Origin of the sequence: Asaia prunellae JCM 25354, assembly GCF_000613885.1 — a bacterium.
Lineage (GTDB): Bacteria > Pseudomonadota > Alphaproteobacteria > Acetobacterales > Acetobacteraceae > Asaia > Asaia prunellae.
The window spans coordinates 139,190-155,924 of the sequence record NZ_BAJV01000006.1; the positions used below are offsets into that span (position 1 = coordinate 139,190).

The window sequence follows — 16,735 nt, forward strand, 5'->3', positions numbered from 1 at the left end:
GCCGCCGCCTTCGGGTGAGGCTCAGGCCGGTAGTGAAAGAGTTAAAGCGGACGACATTCTGTCGTGCGCTGCATTTTGTTGGAAGCGAGCAGATCGGGCCTTGGTCCGGTCTCGCAGTGAACAAGGATCGGGAAGGGCGTATGCGACCATCAACCAGTTGATCGCCAAGGGCCGTGAGCCTGCCGCCAAGCGGAATAAAGTGCCGGCCCTCCAGGGTTGCCCCCAGAAGCGCGGCGTTTGCACGCGCGTCTATACGGTTACCCCGAAAAAGCCGAACTCGGCCCTGCGTAAGGTGGCAAAGGTGCGCCTGACCAACGGGTATGAGGTCGTGAGCTACATCCCCGGTGAAGGCCATAACCTGCAGGAACACAGCGTCGTGCTGATCCGCGGCGGCCGTGTAAAAGATTTGCCGGGTGTGCGTTATCACATCCTGCGCGGCGTGCTTGACACGCAGGGCATCGCCAAGCGTCGTCAGCGTCGTTCGCTGTATGGCGCGAAGCGTCCGAAGTAAGAGGAAATTCAGGCATGAGTCGCCGTCATCGCGCTGTTAAGCGTGAGATCCTTCCCGATCCGAAATTCGGAGATGTCGTCATCACGCGTTTTATGAACGCTCTGATGTACGACGGTAAAAAGTCCACAGCTGAGGGTATCGTCTATGGTGCGCTGGAATCGGTGCGTCGTCGCGGCGGCGCCACGGCTGACCCGGTCGCCATGTTCCATGCGGCCTTGGACAACGTGAAGCCGGCCGTAGAGGTCCGCTCTCGCCGTGTCGGCGGTGCGACCTATCAGGTCCCCGTCGAAGTCCGCACCGAGCGCCGTCAGGCTCTCGCGATCCGCTGGCTGATCGACGCCTCGCGCAAGCGCGGTGAGAACACGATGCAGGAACGCCTTTCCAACGAGCTGATGGACGCGATCAACAATCGCGGCTCCGCCGTCAAGAAGCGCGAAGACACGCATCGCATGGCTGAAGCCAACAAGGCATTCAGCCACTATCGTTGGTAAGCTTTAAAAGCTGACCTGTATCTCCGGGTGCCTCTTTACGGCGCGCCCGGCACGAATTAGCAATCTTCCCCGCCGCTCCTTCGGCGGTGGGTTATGGAGAGAATGATGGCTAAGGCTAAATTTGAGCGGACGAAGCCGCACTGCAACATCGGCACCATCGGTCACGTTGACCATGGCAAGACCTCACTGACGGCTGCAATCACGAAGACACTCGCCAAGTCCGGCGGTGCGACCTATCGTGCGTATGACCAGATCGATGCGGCTCCTGAAGAGCGCGCTCGCGGCATCACGATCTCCACCGCTCACGTTGAGTACGAGACCAAGAACCGTCACTACGCCCACGTCGACTGCCCGGGCCATGCTGACTACGTCAAGAACATGATCACCGGTGCCGCCCAGATGGACGGCGCGATTCTGGTTGTGTCCGCTGCTGACGGCCCGATGCCGCAGACGCGTGAGCATATCCTGCTCGCTCGCCAGGTTGGTGTTCCGGCTCTCGTCGTGTTCCTCAACAAGGTTGACCAGGTTGATGATGCCGAGCTGCTCGAGCTCGTCGAAATGGAAGTCCGTGAGCTTCTGTCATCCTACCAGTTCCCCGGCGACGATATCCCCATCGTCAAGGTTCGGCTCTGGTAACGCTTGAAGACGGCGATGCAGCAATCGGTGAAGACCGCGTGCTCGAGCTGATGGAAGCGGTCGACACCTACATTCCGCAGCCGGAGCGTCCGGTTGACCGTCCGTTCCTGATGCCGATCGAAGACGTGTTCTCAATTTCCGGTCGTGGTACGGTTGTCACGGGTCGCGTTGAGCGTGGCGTTGTGAACGTGGGTGACGAAGTCGAGATCGTTGGTCTTAAGGACACTGTCAAGACGACCGTTACGGGCGTTGAGATGTTCCGCAAGCTGCTCGACCGCGGTGAAGCCGGTGACAACATCGGTGCGCTGGTTCGTGGCACGAAGCGTGAAGACGTCGAGCGTGGCCAGGTTCTTGCTAAGCCGGGTTCGATCACCCCGCACAAGAAGTTCAAGGCTGAGGCTTACATCCTCACGAAGGAAGAAGGCGGACGTCACACTCCGTTCTTTACAAACTACCGTCCGCAGTTCTATTTCCGCACGACCGACGTCACGGGCGTCGTTCAGCTGCCGGAAGGCACGGAAATGGTCATGCCTGGCGATAACGTTGCCATGGACGTCGAGCTGATTGCTCCGATCGCCATGGACGAAGGTCTCCGCTTCGCTATCCGTGAAGGCGGCCGTACCGTCGGTGCAGGCGTGGTCTCCTCGATCAGCGCCTGATTTTAAGCACGGGCCCTGAATTGGCTGGCCCCGGTCGGAGCAATCCGGCCGGGGTCGGCTTTCAGAGGGGCCAGGAGGGAGCAGGGTAAGACCCGAACCCCAACGAGTTGGATTATTGGTAAGATGGACAACCAGAACATCCGCATTCGCCTAAAGGCGTACGATCACCGCGTGCTCGACAACAGCACGAAGGAAATCGTAAACACGGCGAAGCGTACGGGTGCGCGGGTTCGGGGTCCTATCCCGCTACCGACGCATATCGAGCGGTTCACCGTGAACCGTTCCCCACATGTGGACAAGAAAAGCCGCGAGCAGTTCGAAATTCGGACTCATCGCCGCCTGCTCGACATTGTTGAGCCGACACCGCAGACCGTGGACGCCCTCATGAAGCTCGACCTCGCCGCTGGCGTTGATGTCGAGATCAAACTTTAAGGTCCAGACGATGCGTACCGGATTGATCGCAAAAAAGCTGGGTATGACCCGGCTATTCAAGGAAGATGGCACACACGTGCCGGTCACAGTGCTGCATCTCGACGAGGTCGAGGTGGTGGATACCCGCACGCAGGAGCGTGATGGCTACACCGCAGTACAGGTCGGTATGAGCAAGGCTAAGGTGAAGAACGTCACCAAGCCGATGCGTGGCCATTATGCTCGCACCAAGGTGGAGCCGAAGAAGACCCTCGTCGAGTTTCGCGTGGCAGAAGATGCCGTGCTTGAGGCTGGTACGAAGCTCTCCGCGGCCCATTTCGTCGTTGGCCAGAAGGTCGACGTCACCGGCACCAGCAAGGGCAAAGGCTTCGCCGGCGTCATGAAGCGCTGGAACTTCGCTGGTCTTGAAGCCTCCCACGGCGTGTCCATCAGCCATCGTTCGCATGGTTCGACGGGTCAGCGCCAGGATCCGGGTAAGGTCTTCAAGGGCAAGAAAATGGCCGGTCATATGGGTGACGAGCGTATCACGACGCTGAACCTCGAAGTGGCAGCCGTAGACGCCGAACGCAACCTGATCATGGTTCGTGGTTCGATTCCGGGTGCCAAGAACGGCCTGGTGATGATCCGCGATGCGATCAAGAAGGCCCGCCATGCAGATGCGCCGTACCCGGCAGCGACTGCAGCGGCCGCCGGTTAAGGACTGAGGGCGATGGAATACGATATCAAAACCCTCGATAATGGCAGCGCCGGAACGGTGACCCTGCCTGAGGAACTGTTTGGCGCGACTCCGCGTGCAGACATCATGGCACGCGTTGTGCACTGGCAGCTGGCCAAGCGCCGTGCTGGCACGCACCGCACGAAGGGCATGGGCGAAGTCTCCGGTACGACCAAGAAGCCGTACCGTCAGAAAGGCACAGGCTCGGCACGTCAGGGCTCGCTGCGCGCTCCGCAGTTCCGCACTGGTGGTGTGGTTCATGGTCCCGTCGTTCGCGACCACGGCTATGACCTTCCCAAGAAGGTGCGCCGCCTCGGCCTGATCTCTGCGCTGTCGCAGAAGGCTGCTGCTGGCAAGCTGATCGTGATCGATCAGGCCGCTGGTGTGACCAAGACCCGTGAAGCCGCTGCAAAGCTGGCCGCTCTCGGCTGGTCCTCGGCCCTGATCGTTGACGGAGCCGTCGATGTGGCTTTTGGTCGCGCTGTGCGCAACCTGCCCAAGATCGACGTGCTGCCCACGATCGGCGCCAATGTGTATGACATTCTGAACCACGATGTTCTCGTGCTGACGCGCGCAGGGCTCGAGGGTCTCAAGGAGCGCCTGGCATGACCACGGGCATCGTTCTTGCGCGCCGCACAAAGGCGCAGCGCATGACGCGTGAAGCGATGTTTGACATCGTTCGCGCGCCACTCATCACCGAGAAGGCGACGGCCCTCTCCGAGCGTAACCAGGTTGTTTTCCGCGTGGCCATGACGGCCGCCAAGCCGGAAATCAAGGTTGCAATCGAGACGCTTTTCGGCGTCAAGGTCGTCTCCGTGAACACGCTGGTGCAGAAGGGCAAGACCAAGATGGTCAAGGGCCGTCCTGGTCGCCGTTCGGACATCAAGAAGGCGTATGTTCAGCTTGCGGAAGGTCAGTCCATTGACCTTACCGCAAAGCTGGGCTGACGCGGGATAGGATACCATGGCACTAAAGCACTTTAATCCCACGACGCCGAGCACACGTGGCACGGTTCTGATCGATCGCAGCGAGCTCTACAAAGGCAAGCCGGTCAAGCAGCTGACCGAAGGCAAGAACAAGACGGGCGGCCGTAACAACCACGGTCGTACCACGTCGCGTTTCCGTGGCGGCGGGCACAAGCAGTCCTATCGTTATGTCGACTTCAAGCGTCGTAAGTTTGATGTTGCCGGCACGATCGAGCGTCTGGAATATGACCCGAACCGCACGGCCTTCATCGCGCTGATCAAGTACGAAGACGGCGAGCTGGCTTACATCCTAGCACCGCAGCGCGTTAAGGTTGGCGATCAGGTGATTGCTGGCGAACGCACTGACGTGAAGCCGGGCAATGCCATGCCGCTGGGTTCGATGCCCGTTGGCACGATCGTCCACAACATCGAGCTGAAGCCCGGTGCCGGTGGCAAGATCGCGCGTTCGGCTGGCACCTACTGCCAGCTGGTCGGCAAAGATGCTGCTACGCCCAGATCAAGCTCCAGTCCGGTGAGCTGCGTCTTGTCCGTGGTGAATGCATGGCGACTGTTGGCGCGGTGTCGAACCCCGACAACATGAACCAGCATCTCGGCAAGGCCGGTCGTAACCGTTGGCTCGGCCGTCGTCCGCATAACCGCGGCGTCGTCATGAACCCGGTCGATCACCCGCATGGTGGTGGTGAAGGTCGTACCTCCGGTGGCCGTCACCCGGTTACTCCGTGGGGCAAGCCGACCAAGGGCTACAAAACTCGTGTTAACAAGAAGACGGACAGCCTGATCATCCGTCGCCGCAAGACCGGCAAGTAAGAAGGGGGCAAACAGAGATGGCACGTTCCGTCTGGAAGGGCCCGTTCGTTGACGGGTACTTGTTCGGCAAGGCTGAAGCGTCACGCGCTTCGGGTCGCAATGAGGTGATCAAGATCTGGTCGCGTCGTTCCACCATCCTGCCGCAGTTCGTCGGACTCACGTTCGGCGTTTATAATGGCCATAAGTTCCTGCCGGTGCAGGTGACGGAAAACATGGTCGGGCACAAGTTCGGTGAATTCTCACCGACGCGCACGTTCCCGGGTCATGCTTCCGACAAGAAGTCGAAGCGGGGCTGATCATGAGCAAGCCGAAGCACATTCGCACACTCGCTGATACGGAAGCGCAGGCAGTTGCCCGCAACATCCGCGTCAGCCCGCGCAAGCTGAACCTGGTTGCGGCAATGATCCGCAACCAGCCGGCAGACAAGGCAATCGCAGCGCTGACGTTCTCACGTCGCCGTATCGCTCAGCAGGTTCGCAAGACCCTGGAGAGTGCTGTGGCCAATGCAGAGAACAATCACCAGCTCGATGTCGATCAGCTCGTGGTCAAGACCGCAGAAGTTGGCAAGTCGATCGTCATGAAGCGTTTCCACGCTCGTGGCCGTGGTCGTTCCTCGCGCATCGAGAAGTTCTTCAGCCATCTGAAGATCGTCGTTGCCGAGCGCGCTGCAGACGAAGCACCTGCGCCGAAGGGCAAGGGCAAGGACGCAGCAGAGCAGAAGGCAGCCTGATATGGGACACAAAGTCAATCCGATCGGGCTCCGGCTCGGCGTAAACCGCACCTGGGATAGCCGCTGGTACGCTGGCAATGACTATTCCCGTCTGCTTCATGAAGACCTGATGCTGCGCGCTTACCTGCGTCGCAAGCTGTCAGGTGCAGGCGTCTCCCGCGTCGTGATCGAACGTCCGGCCAAGAAGCCGCGCGTCACGATCTATGCAGCGCGTCCGGGCGTCGTCATCGGCAAGAAGGGTCAGGATATCGACAACCTGCGCAAGGATTTGAGCCGCCTGGCAAAGACCGACGTTGCGCTGAACATCGTCGAGATCCGCAAGCCAGAAATCGATGCGACTCTCGTTGCCGAGAACATCGCGCAGCAGCTCGAGCGTCGCGTTGCTTTCCGTCGTGCCATGAAGCGTGCGGTTCAGTCCGCCATGCGTCTGGGTGCACAGGGCATTCGTATCAACTGCTCCGGCCGTCTCGGTGGTGCGGAAATCGCCCGTATTGAATGGTACCGCGAAGGCCGCGTGCCACTTCATACGTTGCGCGCCGACATTGATTACGGTATCGCCACTGCCAAGACGACCTATGGTACGTGCGGTGTGAAAGTCTGGATCTTCAAGGGTGAAATCCTTGCCCATGATCCGATGGCTCAGGACCGTCGTGCAGCGGAACAAGCGCCGCAGCGCTGAGCAGTAGATTATGACAAGCGCCGCGAGGCGCATGAGGATACGACACCATGCTTTCCCCGAAGCGGACTAAGTTTCGCAAGGCCCACAAGGGTCGCATTCATGGGTTGGCCAAGGGCGGAACGACGTTGAATTTCGGCGCGTTCGGCCTTAAGGCTCTCGAACCCGAACGTATTACGGCACGCCAGATCGAAGCGTCACGTCGCGCGATCACACGCGCCATGAAGCGTGCAGGTCGCGTGTGGATCCGGATCTTTCCGGATCTGCCGGTTTCCACGAAGCCTGCCGAAGTCCGCATGGGCTCCGGCAAGGGCTCACCCGAATTCTGGGTGGCCCGCGTGAAGCCCGGTCGCGTGCTGTTTGAAATCGAAGGCGTGCCGCCGGAAGTGGCACGTGAGGCTCTGGCTCTTGGCGCAGCAAAGCTGCCGATCAAGACCAAGTTCATCACCCGTATTGGGGAGGCATAAGAATGGCTGACGCCTATAAGGTCGCCGATCTGCGCGCCAAGTCCCCTGATGAACTGCAGGCCCTTCTTCTGGACCTGAAGCGTGAACAGCTGAACCTTCGGTTCCAGGCTGCCACGGGACAGTCCGAAGGAGTCGGACGAGTTCGCGTTCTCCGTCGTGCGATCGCTCGCATCAAGACGGTTGCGCATCAATCGAAGAACAAGGTGGGCGCAAAAACGTCCACCGCAGAGTCCTGAGAGGAGACGGACGATGCCAAGGCGCGTCCTGACAGGGCGAGTGACAAGCGACAAGATGGACAAGACGGTTACCGTTCTTGTTGATCGCCGCATTATGCACCCGCTCTATAAGAAGTTCATTCGTCGCTCCAAGAAGTATGCGGCGCATGACGAGCTGAATGAGTGCAAGATCGGAGATACGGTGCGCATTGAAGAATGCGCACCGATTTCCAAGCGCAAGACCTGGACGGTGATCACCCGTAACGGCGCGGCCCTTGAGGCAGCGGCGACGGCACCGGCTCAGGCGTCAGCGTAAGAGGGGACTGAGAAATGATCCATCCCGAGACCAACCTGGAAGTCGCCGACAATTCCGGCGCCCGTCAGGTGCAGTGCATCAAGGTGCTGGGCGGCTCCAAGCGGAAAACCGCCTCGGTCGGCGACGTGATCGTCGTGTCCGTCAAGGAAGCGATTCCCCGCGGCAAGGTGAAGAAGGGTGACGTGCATCAGGCCGTCATCGTTCGCACGTCCTACCCTGTCCGTCGCGCTGACGGCAGCGCCATCCGCTTCGACAAGAATGCGGCTGTGCTGATCAACAAGTCGATGGAGCCCATCGGCACCCGTATCTTTGGCCCGGTGGTTCGTGAGCTGCGTGCGCGCAAGTTCATGAAGATCATCTCCCTGGCTCCGGAGGTGCTATAATGGCTGCTCGTATCAAGAAGGGCGACCAGGTTCTGGTCCTCTCCGGCTCGTCGCGCGGTACGCGCGGTGAAGTTCTTGCTGTTCTGCCGAAGGTCGAAAAGGCCATCGTGCGCGGTGTTGCTGTGGCCAAGCGCCACCAGAAGCCGACTCGCATGAACCAGGAAGGCGGCATTATCGCCAAGGAAATGCCGGTTCATTTGTCCAACCTGAAGCTCGTCGATCCGAAGAGCGGCAAGCCGACTCGTGTTGGTTTCCGTCAGCTTGAAGATGGACGCAAGGTCCGTGTCGCCAAGGTGACCGGCGAAGTAATCGAAGGCTAAGGGGGCGACAATGAGCGAGACCATTATCCGCGTTCAGCCGCGTCTGCAGCAGCGTTACAATGACGTCCTTCGTGGCCAGCTGCGTGAGCAGTTCGGTTACAAGAACGCCATGCAGGTTCCGAAGCTGGAAAAGATCGTTCTAAACATGGGCGTCGGCGAAGCCGCTGGCGACCAGAAGCAGCTCGATGCCGCCGTTGCCGAAATGGCAGCCATCTCCGGTCAGAAGCCCGTCAAGACGGTGGCCCGCAAGGCTATCGCAGGCTTCAAGATCCGTGAAGGTCTGCCCATCGGTTGCAAGGTAACCCTGCGTCGTACACGCATGTACGAATTTCTCGATCGTCTCGTGACGATCGCGATGCCGCGCATTCGTGACTTCCGCGGTCTGCCCCCGAACAAGGGCTTTGACGGTCGTGGCAATTTTGCCATGGGCATCAAGGAACAGATCGTGTTCCCGGAAATCGATTACGACAAGATCGACTCCGTACGTGGCATGGACATCATCTTCGTCACCACGGCGAAGACGGATGAAGAGGCAAAGGCGCTGCTCAAGGCGTTCGATCTGCCCTTCACTGCCTGATTTATCGGGTTGAGCCGGGTTTTTTGCTTTCCAAAGCAATCCCGGCTCCCTATATACACACGCTGTTTGGAAAACCGTTGGGATTGGCCCGACAGGTTCCGGGAGAAGATTTAGCATGGCAAAAATCTCCGCCGTGAACCGCAACGCCAAGCGCGCCTATATGGCGACGCGCGACAAGGCGAAGCGGACCGCGTTGAAAGATATCATCAAGGACCGGAGCCTTCCGGTAGAGGAGCGTTTCGACGCAACCCTGAAGCTGGCAGAAATGCCGCGTAACGGGTCGCGCGTTCGTTTCCGTCTGCGTTGCAAGGTTTCGGGACGTCCCCGCGCGAACTATCGCAAGTTCGAGCTGAGCCGTATCGCTCTGCGCGACCTGGCCTCCACCGGCCAGATCCCCGGTATGGTCAAGTCGAGCTGGTAAGGTAGAAGCGAATGTCCCTATCCGATCCGTTGGGTGATATGCTCACCCGCATTCGCAATGCCCAGCGTGCGCGTCACGCGGCTTGCGTCGCACCGGCTTCCAAGCTGCGTGCAAACGTTCTGGAAGCGCTGCGTCGCGAAGGCTATATTCGTGGGTACACCACGGAAGAGCTGCGCGCTGGTATCTCCCAGCTTCGCATCGAGCTGAAATATGCTGACGGTCAGCCCGTGATCAAGGAAATCCACCGCGTGTCCAAGCCGGGCCGCCGCGTGTATTCCAAGATCAAGGAACTGCCCCGCGTGTATGCCGGTCTCGGCGTGTCGATCCTTTCCACCCCGCGCGGTATCCTGTCGGATATCGAGGCTCGCGCCGCAAATGTCGGTGGCGAAGTCCTCTGCCGCGTCTTCTGAGGAGGATCACATGTCACGAGTAGGCAAGTATCCGGTTGTCATTCCTGCTGGCGTGGACGTTTCCATTGCTGACGGATCCCTGACTGCCAAGGGCAAGCGCGGTTCGCTTAGCATGCCTCTGACCCGCTTCGTTCAGGCGAAGGTGGAAGACGGCAAGGTCTCGATCCTTCCGGTAGGTAACCGCTCACGTGAGACCTGGACGATGTGGGGCACCACCCGCGCTATCGTCGCAAACCTGGTCAAGGGTGTTTCCGAGGGTTTCAGCAAGACGCTTGAAATCACCGGTACCGGTTTCCGCGCCAGTGTGCAGGGCTCGAATCTGGTGATGAACCTGGGTTATTCCCACGACGTCGTCTATCCGATCCCCGCCGACGTGAAGATCACCACGCCCCGTCCCACGGCCATCACGGTCGAAGGGAACGACAAGCAGCGTGTTGGTCAGGTTGCGCTCGACATCCGTAACTTCCGCAAGCCGGAACCCTATAAGGGCAAGGGCGTGCGTTACGAGACCGAAGTTCTCCGTCGTAAGGAAGGCAAGAAGAAATAATGGCTACGCAGCATGGATTGCAGGAACGGCGCCGTCAGCGGCTTCGCTTCCAGCTTCGCCGCAAGAGCGGTGGCCGGCCGCGTTTGTCGGTCTTCCGCTCAGGCAAGAACATTTATGCACAGGTCATCGACGATGCGCAGGGCGTAACGCTCGCCAGCGCTTCGACCCTCGAAAAGACCCTGCGCGAAGCTGGCAAGACCGGCGCGAATGTCGAAGCCGCTTCGGTTGTCGGCAAGCTGGTTGCAGAGCGCGCTCTCGCCGCTGGCGTGACGGCGGTCGTGTTCGATCGCGGTGCATATCTCTATCATGGCCGCGTCAAGGCGCTGGCCGAAGCTGCCCGTGAGGGCGGCCTTTCGTTCTAAGGAAGGATCACACATGGCACGTGAGCCAAGAGAAGGCGGCCGTGGTGGTCGCGAGCGGGAACGCGAAGGCGACGATCTGGTTGACAAGCTGGTCACCATTAACCGTGTTGCCAAGGTCGTAAAGGGCGGACGTCGTTTCGCTTTTGCTGCCTTGGTCGTGGTTGGTGACCAGAAGGGTCGCGTCGGGTACGGTGCGGGTAAGGCCCGTGAAGTCCCCGAGGCAATCCGCAAGGCGACCGAACGCGCCAAGCGCACCATGATCCGCGTCCCGATGAAGGAAGGCCGCACGCTTCATCACGATTCCTACGGGCATTTCGGTGCCGGTAAGGTCGTGGTTCGTGCAGCTGAAGCCGGAACCGGGATCATCGCAGGCGGCCCGATGCGCGCTGTCTTCGAATCACTGGGCGTGAATGACGTTGTTGCGAAGTCCCTCGGGACCCGTAACCCGCATAACATGGTCAAGGCGACCTTTGCCGCTCTCGAGCGTTGCAGCAGCCCCCGCGCTGTCGCTAGCCGCCGTGGCAAGAAGGCTTCCGAGCTGTTCGCCAAGCGCGATGCGCAGACCGAAGAGGCAGCGGAGGCGACCAATGGCTGAGAACAAGACTGTTCGCGTCAAGCAGATCGCTTCCGCTATCGGGCGCAAGCCCGGCCAGGCTGAGACCCTCGTGGGTCTTGGTCTGCGCGGAATCGGCAGTGAGCGTGAACTGGAGGATACTCCTTCAGTTCGCGGCATGATCCGCAAGGTTGCCCACCTTATCCAGGTGGAGGGTTGATATGAACCTGAATGAACTGCGCGATAACGCCGGTGCGCGTTACCGCAAGAAGCGTCTGGGCCGTGGTATCGGTTCAGGCAAAGGCAAGACCTCAGGTCGCGGCGTCAAGGGTCAGAAAGCCCGTGAAGGCGTGTCTCTGAACGGCTTCGAGGGTGGTCAGCTTCCGCTGTATCGCCGTATGCCGAAGCGCGGATTCAAGAACATCTTCCGCAAGGAATTTGCTCCTGTGAACCTGGGCGCCATCGACCGGGCACTGGCTGATGGCAAGCTTCAGGCAGATGCGACGATCACCGAAGAGGCTCTGCGCGCAGCTGGTCTGGTGGGCACTGGCAAATATGCCGGTATCCGCCTACTGGCGAAGGGCGAGCTGACCCGTGCTGTGACCGTTGAAGTCTCTGGTGCTTCTGCAACCGCTGTTGCGGCTGTCGAGAAGGCTGGTGGCTCTGTCAAGGTTGCCGCCAAGGCCGAGGCACCCGCCGAGGCCTGATCGCCCGAAAGAACGCTCTGCGCCGTTGCGGTGCAGGGCGGGCATAGGTAATCATGAACAGCGTCCCGCGCCTGCGCGGTGACGCTGTTTTTGTTGAAAGGACCGGTGGATGGCCTCCGCAGCCGAGCAGCTTGCCGCCAATCTCAATCTGAGTTCGTTCGCCAAGGCGACCGAACTGAAAAAACGTATCTGGTTCACACTGGGCGCACTGATCATCTATCGCCTTGGCACCTATATTCCGGTGCCGGGTGTTGATGCGACGGTCATGGGGCAGCTTCTGCACCAGAACCAGGGCGGCATCATCGGCATGTTTGACATGTTCACCGGTGGTGCACTCGGTCGTATGACCGTGTTCGCGCTCAATATCATGCCCTATATCAGCGCTTCGATTATCGTCCAGCTGCTTTCTACAGCTCTGCCTTCGCTTGAGGCGCTCAAGAAGGAGGGCGAGCAGGGACGCAAGAAGCTCAATGCCTATACGCGTTATCTCACGGTGTTGATTGCTTTGTTCCAGGCCTATGGCATTGCCATGGGACTCGAACATATGACGAGCGGTGGCATCAGTGCGGTCGTGTCTCCGGGACCCTTCTTCATCCTGTCCAGTGTGATCACCCTTGTCGGTGGTACGATGTTCCTGATGTGGCTGGGTGAGCAGATTACCTCGCGGGGTGTTGGCAACGGTATCTCGCTGATCATCTTTGCGGGTATTGTCGCCAACCTTCCTCATGCGCTCGCAAGTCTTTTCCAGCTCGGCTATACCGGTGCGCTTTCGCCGTTCTTCGTCCTGCTCTTTCTTGTACTCGCGGGCGCGACCATCGCGTTCATTGTGTTTATGGAGCAGGCCCAGCGTCGCGTGGTTATCCAGTATCCCAAGCGTCAGGTCGGGAGTCGTATGTTTGGGGGTGATTCCTCGCATATGCCGCTCAAGGTCAACACAGCGGGTGTTATTCCGCCAATCTTTGCCTCTTCCGTTCTGCTGATTCCGGTTACGATTTCCGGTTTCATGAACGGCAAGAACATGCCGGGCTGGCTGAATACCCTCGGGCAGGAGTTCGGACAGGGCCAACCGCTGTATATGATCTTCTATGCCGCGATGATCCTGTTCTTCTCCTACTTCTACGCTGCGGTGACGTTCAACCCGGAGGAGACCGCCGAGAACCTGCGCAAGCAGGGTGGTTTTGTGCCGGGTATCCGTCCCGGTTCGAACACAGCTCGGTATTTTGACCGGATCCTGTCTCGTCTGACCACAATCGGGGCGCTTTATCTCGTTGCTGTCTGTCTGCTGCCTCAGATCCTGATCAGCCGCTATAACGTCCCGTTCTATTTTGGCGGTACAAGCCTGATCATTATTGTATCGGTTACAATCGACACGATGACGCAGGTACAGTCGCATCTTGTTGCCCACCGCTACCAGGGTCTTATTCGCAAGCAGCGTGGTCGTGGAGCCGGCAAGGCTGAAGGTGGAAGAGGGGGGCGCCGTCGATGAACATCATTCTTCTCGGCCCGCCCGGTGCGGGCAAGGGCACTCAGGCGCAGCGTCTGGAGCAGGATTTCGGCCTGAAGCAGATTTCGACAGGAGACATGCTTCGTGCGAGATGGCAGCAGGTACCCCCCTGGGGCTCAATGTGAAGGCTATTGTCGAGTCCGGTCAGTTTGTCCCTGACCCTGTGATGATTGACCTTATCAAGAGCCGTACGCTTCAGGCAGATTGTGCACAGGGATTCATCCTGGATGGATTTCCTCGTACAGAAAGCCAGGCTGAGGCCCTTGATGCCATGCTCTCGTCGCGCGGGACCAGGATTGATGCCGTGCTTTTGCTTGAAGTGGATGCCGAGCAGATTGTCACGCGTCTTGCAGAGCGTCGTGCGCCTGATGGATCCCGTCGTGCAGATGACGAACCAGATACCGTACGTCGTCGGATACAGGTTTACAGAGACCAGACGGCTCCTATCCTGCCTTATTATGAAAATGCGGGGCGCCTGCGGCGTGTTGACGGGATGATGAGTCCCGACGCGGTTCAGGCTGCTATTGTTGACGTTCTTGGTCTTGGAAAATGAGTGTCCTTAGGACGTTCACGAAAAAGTGAATGGTTTTATTTGACTCAAGGGGGGTGCTCGATATATTGCGCGCCCTCGACATAGGCGCTGTCAGACGCGGTGATCGTTGCTTTTCGAAGCAGTCGATTCTTTAGCGCACTGAACAGTTTCGATTGAACTGGCCCAGAAACTGGGTCGAAGCAGAAAGAGAGCCTGGCTCCGGTCAGGCAGGGAGTGAGTGGCGTGGCGCGTATTGCCGGCGTAAATATTCCGACGAACAAGCGGGTAGTCATTGCCCTGAGCTACATCTACGGCATTGGTCCGTCGACGGCGAAGGCAATCTGCTCCAAGCTCGAAGTACCTGAAGCGAAGCGCGTTAACGAGCTGAGCGACGATGAGATCGTGAAGATCCGCGAACTGATTGATGGCGACTACCGCGTCGAGGGTGACCTCCGCCGCGAAACCGCGATGAACATCAAGCGTCTGATGGACCTTGGCTGCTATCGTGGTCTGCGTCATCGCCGTGGTCTGCCGGTGCGTGGCCAGCGTACGCACACGAACGCCCGTACCCGCAAGGGCAAGGCCGTGGCGATTGCCGGTAAGAAGAAAGCCACGCGCTAATTCGCGCATCTTAAGCGGATCGTGGCGAGTGGCGGCCAACAGGCTGTCCTCTGCCCTTCGCTCATTGCCAAGACTGACAGGACGACCTCACTATGGCCAAGGCCGCAACTCCGCGTATCCGCAAGAAGGAGCGCAAGAACATCATCTCTGGTGTCGCGCACGTTCTTTCGACGTTCAACAACACCATGATCACCATCTCCGACGCCCAAGGTAACTCGATTGCCTGGTCTTCGGCTGGCGCCCAGGGCTTCAAGGGTTCGCGCAAGTCGACCCCGTATGCCGCTCAGGTTGCTGCTGAAGATGCTGGCCGCAAGGCTCGCGACCACGGCATGGAGACGCTGGAAATCGAAGTTTCGGGTCCGGGTTCGGGCCGTGAGAGCGCCCTTCGTGCCCTTCAGGCCGTTGGCTTCTCCATCACGTCGATCCGCGACATGACCCCGGTGCCGCATAACGGCTGCCGTCCGCGCAAGCGTCGTCGCGTCTGATTGACTGCGGCCCTTTCGGGGGTCGCTCGTCTGTCACCACCCGTCCGTAGGTGGCTTCTCCTCTGGGGGAGGCCACCGGCACGTTCTGACCGCGCTCCGGCGCGGTTGATGTTCCGTTGGGCCCCAGCGGGACAAGTTGTTTGAAAGGCCACGACATTGGTCCTCCAGAAGAACTGGCAGTCCCTTATCAAGCCGGAAAAGCTGGAAGTCGCGCCCGGCTCCGTGCCCACGCAGACAGCTACGGTGATCGCCGAGCCGCTGGAGCGTGGTTTCGGCATGACGCTCGGCAATGCGATCCGTCGCGTTCTGTTGTCTTCGCTTCAGGGCGCCGCTGTAACGGCGATCCAGATCGACGGCGTGCTGCATGAGTTCTCGTCCGTGCCGGGCGTCCGCGAGGACGTGACGGATATCGTGCTGAACATCAAGCAGCTTGCCCTGCGTATGCATGGCGAAGGCCCCAAGCGCATGGTGCTGACGGCTACTGGCCCAGGCGAAGTGCGTGCAGGCCAGATCCAGGCCGGTCATGACATCGAGATCATGAACCCTGACCTCGTGATCTGCACGCTCGATGACGGCGTGAAGCTTGGTATGGAATTCACGGTCAACATGGGCAAGGGCTACGTCCCGGCTGCTGCAAACCGTCCGGAAGATGCACCGATCGGGCTCATCCCCATCGATGCGATCTACTCCCCGGTTCGCAAGGTCTCGTACAAGGTTGAACCGACCCGCGTTGGTCAGGTCACCGATTACGATAAGCTTCTGCTGACGGTCGAGACCAACGGCGCAGTTACGCCTGAAGACAGCCTCGCTCTCGCAGCCCGTATCCTTCAGGACCAGCTGCAGCTGTTCATCAACTTTGATGAGCCGCGTCCGGTCCGTCAGGAAGAGCCGCGTGACGATCTGCCGTTTAACCGTAACCTGCTTCGCAAGGTTGACGAGCTCGAGCTTTCCGTTCGTAGCGCGAACTGCCTGAAGAACGACAACATCGTCTATATCGGTGACCTCGTGCAGAAATCCGAACAGGAAATGCTGCGCACGCCGAATTTCGGACGTAAGTCGCTGAACGAAATCAAGGAAGTCCTGACTTCCATGGGTCTGTCGCTGGGCATGAATGTTCCGGCCTGGCCTCCCGAGAACATTGAGGATCTGGCAAAGCGTCTCGACGAGACGTTCTGAGCCCTATCCGGAAGAAAGTAGAGTAAGGAAACCCGATCATGCGTCATGGTGTTGCTGGGCGTAAGCTCAATGTTACCTCGACCCACCGCGCTGCCATGTTCCGCAACATGGCCGTGGCTATCATCAAGCACGAGCAGATCACGACGACCCTGCCCAAGGCGAAGGAAATTCGCCCCGTCGTCGAGAAGCTGATCACCCTTGGTAAGCGTGGCACGCTGCATGCCCGCCGCCAGGCTTTCGCCCAGCTGCGCGACGAGACCATCGTCACGAAGCTGTTCTCGACCATTGCAGAGCGTTATCAGGGCCGTTCGGGTGGCTACACCCGCGTTCTGAAGCTGGCGTTCGCTATGGCGACAACGCCGACATGGCTGTTGTCGAAATGGTTGACCGCGACGTTGACGCCAAGGGCAAGGACAGCGGCCCGGTGTTCAACCAGTCTGGTGAAGAGCCGATGGCTGCCTGAGGCCTTACGCTTCAGTGAGTTTTGAGAAAGCCGGGC

26 protein-coding genes and 4 pseudogenes are annotated in these 16,735 nt (G+C 59.5%); all 30 read left to right on the forward strand.

Annotated features, from left to right (window positions below; all coding sequences use genetic code 11):
* The first annotated feature begins 100 nt into the window (after window positions 1-100).
* The 30 genes and pseudogenes from rpsL (at window position 101) to rplQ (ending at window position 16,699) form a co-directional block, all read left to right on the forward strand.
* Window positions 101-511, forward strand: coding sequence for a 30S ribosomal protein S12 (gene rpsL / locus JCM25354_RS06635; protein WP_051537265.1), 411 nt, complete (start codon window positions 101-103; stop codon window positions 509-511).
* A 14-nt stretch (window positions 512-525) separates the two neighbouring features.
* Complete coding sequence (gene rpsG / locus JCM25354_RS06640; RefSeq protein WP_025822017.1) at window positions 526-1,002, forward strand: 30S ribosomal protein S7; 477 nt, start codon at window positions 526-528, stop codon at window positions 1,000-1,002.
* 105 nt (window positions 1,003-1,107) lie between these two features.
* Window positions 1,108-2,297 (forward strand): annotated as a pseudogene (gene tuf / locus JCM25354_RS17240) (elongation factor Tu).
* A gap of 123 nt (window positions 2,298-2,420) precedes the next feature.
* Entirely contained in the window at window positions 2,421-2,729 is a 309-nt protein-coding gene (gene rpsJ, locus JCM25354_RS06650) for a 30S ribosomal protein S10 (RefSeq protein ID WP_007282720.1), read from the forward strand.
* 10 nt (window positions 2,730-2,739) lie between these two features.
* The gene (rplC, locus tag JCM25354_RS06655) at window positions 2,740-3,423 is read left to right on the forward strand and encodes a 50S ribosomal protein L3 (protein ID WP_025885433.1); all 684 of its coding nucleotides are present in this window, start codon (window positions 2,740-2,742) and stop codon (window positions 3,421-3,423) included.
* A gap of 12 nt (window positions 3,424-3,435) precedes the next feature.
* Window positions 3,436-4,050 (forward strand): 50S ribosomal protein L4, encoded by a 615-nt coding sequence (rplD, locus tag JCM25354_RS06660; protein WP_025885434.1) that lies wholly within the window; start codon window positions 3,436-3,438, stop codon window positions 4,048-4,050.
* 41 nt (window positions 4,051-4,091) lie between these two features.
* Window positions 4,092-4,388 (forward strand): 50S ribosomal protein L23, encoded by a 297-nt coding sequence (locus tag JCM25354_RS06665; RefSeq protein WP_199899922.1) that lies wholly within the window; start codon window positions 4,092-4,094, stop codon window positions 4,386-4,388.
* A 16-nt stretch (window positions 4,389-4,404) separates the two neighbouring features.
* Window positions 4,405-5,234, forward strand: a pseudogene (rplB, locus tag JCM25354_RS17245) (50S ribosomal protein L2).
* 17 nt (window positions 5,235-5,251) lie between these two features.
* Window positions 5,252-5,530 carry a 30S ribosomal protein S19 gene (rpsS, locus tag JCM25354_RS06675; protein WP_023979000.1) on the forward strand — a complete coding sequence of 93 codons (279 nt, stop codon included), beginning with the start codon at window positions 5,252-5,254 and terminating at the stop codon, window positions 5,528-5,530.
* Window positions 5,531-5,532: 2 nt separating this feature from the next.
* Window positions 5,533-5,964, forward strand: a complete 432-nt coding sequence (gene rplV / locus JCM25354_RS06680) for a 50S ribosomal protein L22 (protein ID WP_023978999.1) — start codon at window positions 5,533-5,535, stop codon at window positions 5,962-5,964.
* A gap of 1 nt (window position 5,965) precedes the next feature.
* On the forward strand, window positions 5,966-6,643 hold the full coding sequence (gene rpsC, locus JCM25354_RS06685; protein WP_025885436.1) for a 30S ribosomal protein S3: 678 nt from the start codon (window positions 5,966-5,968) through the stop codon (window positions 6,641-6,643).
* A gap of 47 nt (window positions 6,644-6,690) precedes the next feature.
* Entirely contained in the window at window positions 6,691-7,107 is a 417-nt protein-coding gene (rplP, locus tag JCM25354_RS06690) for a 50S ribosomal protein L16 (RefSeq protein WP_023978997.1), read from the forward strand.
* 2 nt (window positions 7,108-7,109) lie between these two features.
* On the forward strand, window positions 7,110-7,343 hold the full coding sequence (rpmC, locus tag JCM25354_RS06695; protein ID WP_025885437.1) for a 50S ribosomal protein L29: 234 nt from the start codon (window positions 7,110-7,112) through the stop codon (window positions 7,341-7,343).
* 13 nt (window positions 7,344-7,356) lie between these two features.
* Complete coding sequence (gene rpsQ / locus JCM25354_RS06700) at window positions 7,357-7,638, forward strand: 30S ribosomal protein S17 (protein WP_025885438.1); 282 nt, start codon at window positions 7,357-7,359, stop codon at window positions 7,636-7,638.
* Between the two features lie 14 nt (window positions 7,639-7,652).
* On the forward strand, window positions 7,653-8,021 hold the full coding sequence (gene rplN / locus JCM25354_RS06705; RefSeq protein ID WP_025822040.1) for a 50S ribosomal protein L14: 369 nt from the start codon (window positions 7,653-7,655) through the stop codon (window positions 8,019-8,021).
* Entirely contained in the window at window positions 8,021-8,341 is a 321-nt protein-coding gene (gene rplX, locus JCM25354_RS06710) for a 50S ribosomal protein L24 (RefSeq protein ID WP_025840917.1), read from the forward strand. The genes rplN and rplX overlap by 1 nt, the downstream gene beginning before the upstream one ends.
* Window positions 8,342-8,351: 10 nt before the next feature.
* Window positions 8,352-8,918 (forward strand): 50S ribosomal protein L5, encoded by a 567-nt coding sequence (gene rplE, locus JCM25354_RS06715; protein ID WP_025885439.1) that lies wholly within the window; start codon window positions 8,352-8,354, stop codon window positions 8,916-8,918.
* 115 nt (window positions 8,919-9,033) lie between these two features.
* Entirely contained in the window at window positions 9,034-9,339 is a 306-nt protein-coding gene (gene rpsN / locus JCM25354_RS06720) for a 30S ribosomal protein S14 (protein ID WP_023978991.1), read from the forward strand.
* An 11-nt stretch (window positions 9,340-9,350) separates the two neighbouring features.
* A complete protein-coding gene (gene rpsH, locus JCM25354_RS06725) occupies window positions 9,351-9,749 on the forward strand; it encodes a 30S ribosomal protein S8 (RefSeq protein WP_025885440.1) in 399 nt (132 codons plus the stop codon).
* A gap of 10 nt (window positions 9,750-9,759) precedes the next feature.
* Window positions 9,760-10,296 carry a 50S ribosomal protein L6 gene (rplF, locus tag JCM25354_RS06730; protein WP_023978989.1) on the forward strand — a complete coding sequence of 179 codons (537 nt, stop codon included), beginning with the start codon at window positions 9,760-9,762 and terminating at the stop codon, window positions 10,294-10,296.
* Window positions 10,296-10,658, forward strand: a complete 363-nt coding sequence (gene rplR, locus JCM25354_RS06735) for a 50S ribosomal protein L18 (RefSeq protein WP_035446907.1) — start codon at window positions 10,296-10,298, stop codon at window positions 10,656-10,658. The genes rplF and rplR overlap by 1 nt, the downstream gene beginning before the upstream one ends.
* 13 nt (window positions 10,659-10,671) lie before the next feature.
* Window positions 10,672-11,253, forward strand: coding sequence for a 30S ribosomal protein S5 (gene rpsE / locus JCM25354_RS06740; protein ID WP_025885442.1), 582 nt, complete (start codon window positions 10,672-10,674; stop codon window positions 11,251-11,253).
* Window positions 11,246-11,431 (forward strand): 50S ribosomal protein L30, encoded by a 186-nt coding sequence (gene rpmD, locus JCM25354_RS06745; RefSeq protein ID WP_025885443.1) that lies wholly within the window; start codon window positions 11,246-11,248, stop codon window positions 11,429-11,431. The genes rpsE and rpmD overlap by 8 nt, the downstream gene beginning before the upstream one ends.
* A gap of 1 nt (window position 11,432) precedes the next feature.
* On the forward strand, window positions 11,433-11,918 hold the full coding sequence (rplO, locus tag JCM25354_RS06750; RefSeq protein ID WP_035446908.1) for a 50S ribosomal protein L15: 486 nt from the start codon (window positions 11,433-11,435) through the stop codon (window positions 11,916-11,918).
* 109 nt (window positions 11,919-12,027) lie between these two features.
* Complete coding sequence (secY, locus tag JCM25354_RS06755) at window positions 12,028-13,404, forward strand: preprotein translocase subunit SecY (protein WP_025885445.1); 1,377 nt, start codon at window positions 12,028-12,030, stop codon at window positions 13,402-13,404.
* Window positions 13,401-13,975, forward strand: a pseudogene (locus JCM25354_RS17250) (adenylate kinase). The gene secY and the pseudogene JCM25354_RS17250 overlap by 4 nt, the downstream one beginning before the upstream one ends.
* 222 nt (window positions 13,976-14,197) lie before the next feature.
* On the forward strand, window positions 14,198-14,575 hold the full coding sequence (rpsM, locus tag JCM25354_RS06765; protein WP_023978982.1) for a 30S ribosomal protein S13: 378 nt from the start codon (window positions 14,198-14,200) through the stop codon (window positions 14,573-14,575).
* Window positions 14,576-14,667: 92 nt separating this feature from the next.
* Complete coding sequence (rpsK, locus tag JCM25354_RS06770) at window positions 14,668-15,060, forward strand: 30S ribosomal protein S11 (RefSeq protein ID WP_023978981.1); 393 nt, start codon at window positions 14,668-14,670, stop codon at window positions 15,058-15,060.
* 156 nt (window positions 15,061-15,216) lie between these two features.
* Complete coding sequence (locus JCM25354_RS06775; RefSeq protein ID WP_023978980.1) at window positions 15,217-16,236, forward strand: DNA-directed RNA polymerase subunit alpha; 1,020 nt, start codon at window positions 15,217-15,219, stop codon at window positions 16,234-16,236.
* Between the two features lie 38 nt (window positions 16,237-16,274).
* Window positions 16,275-16,699, forward strand: a pseudogene (rplQ, locus tag JCM25354_RS17255) (50S ribosomal protein L17).
* The last annotated feature ends 36 nt before the right edge of the window (window positions 16,700-16,735 follow it).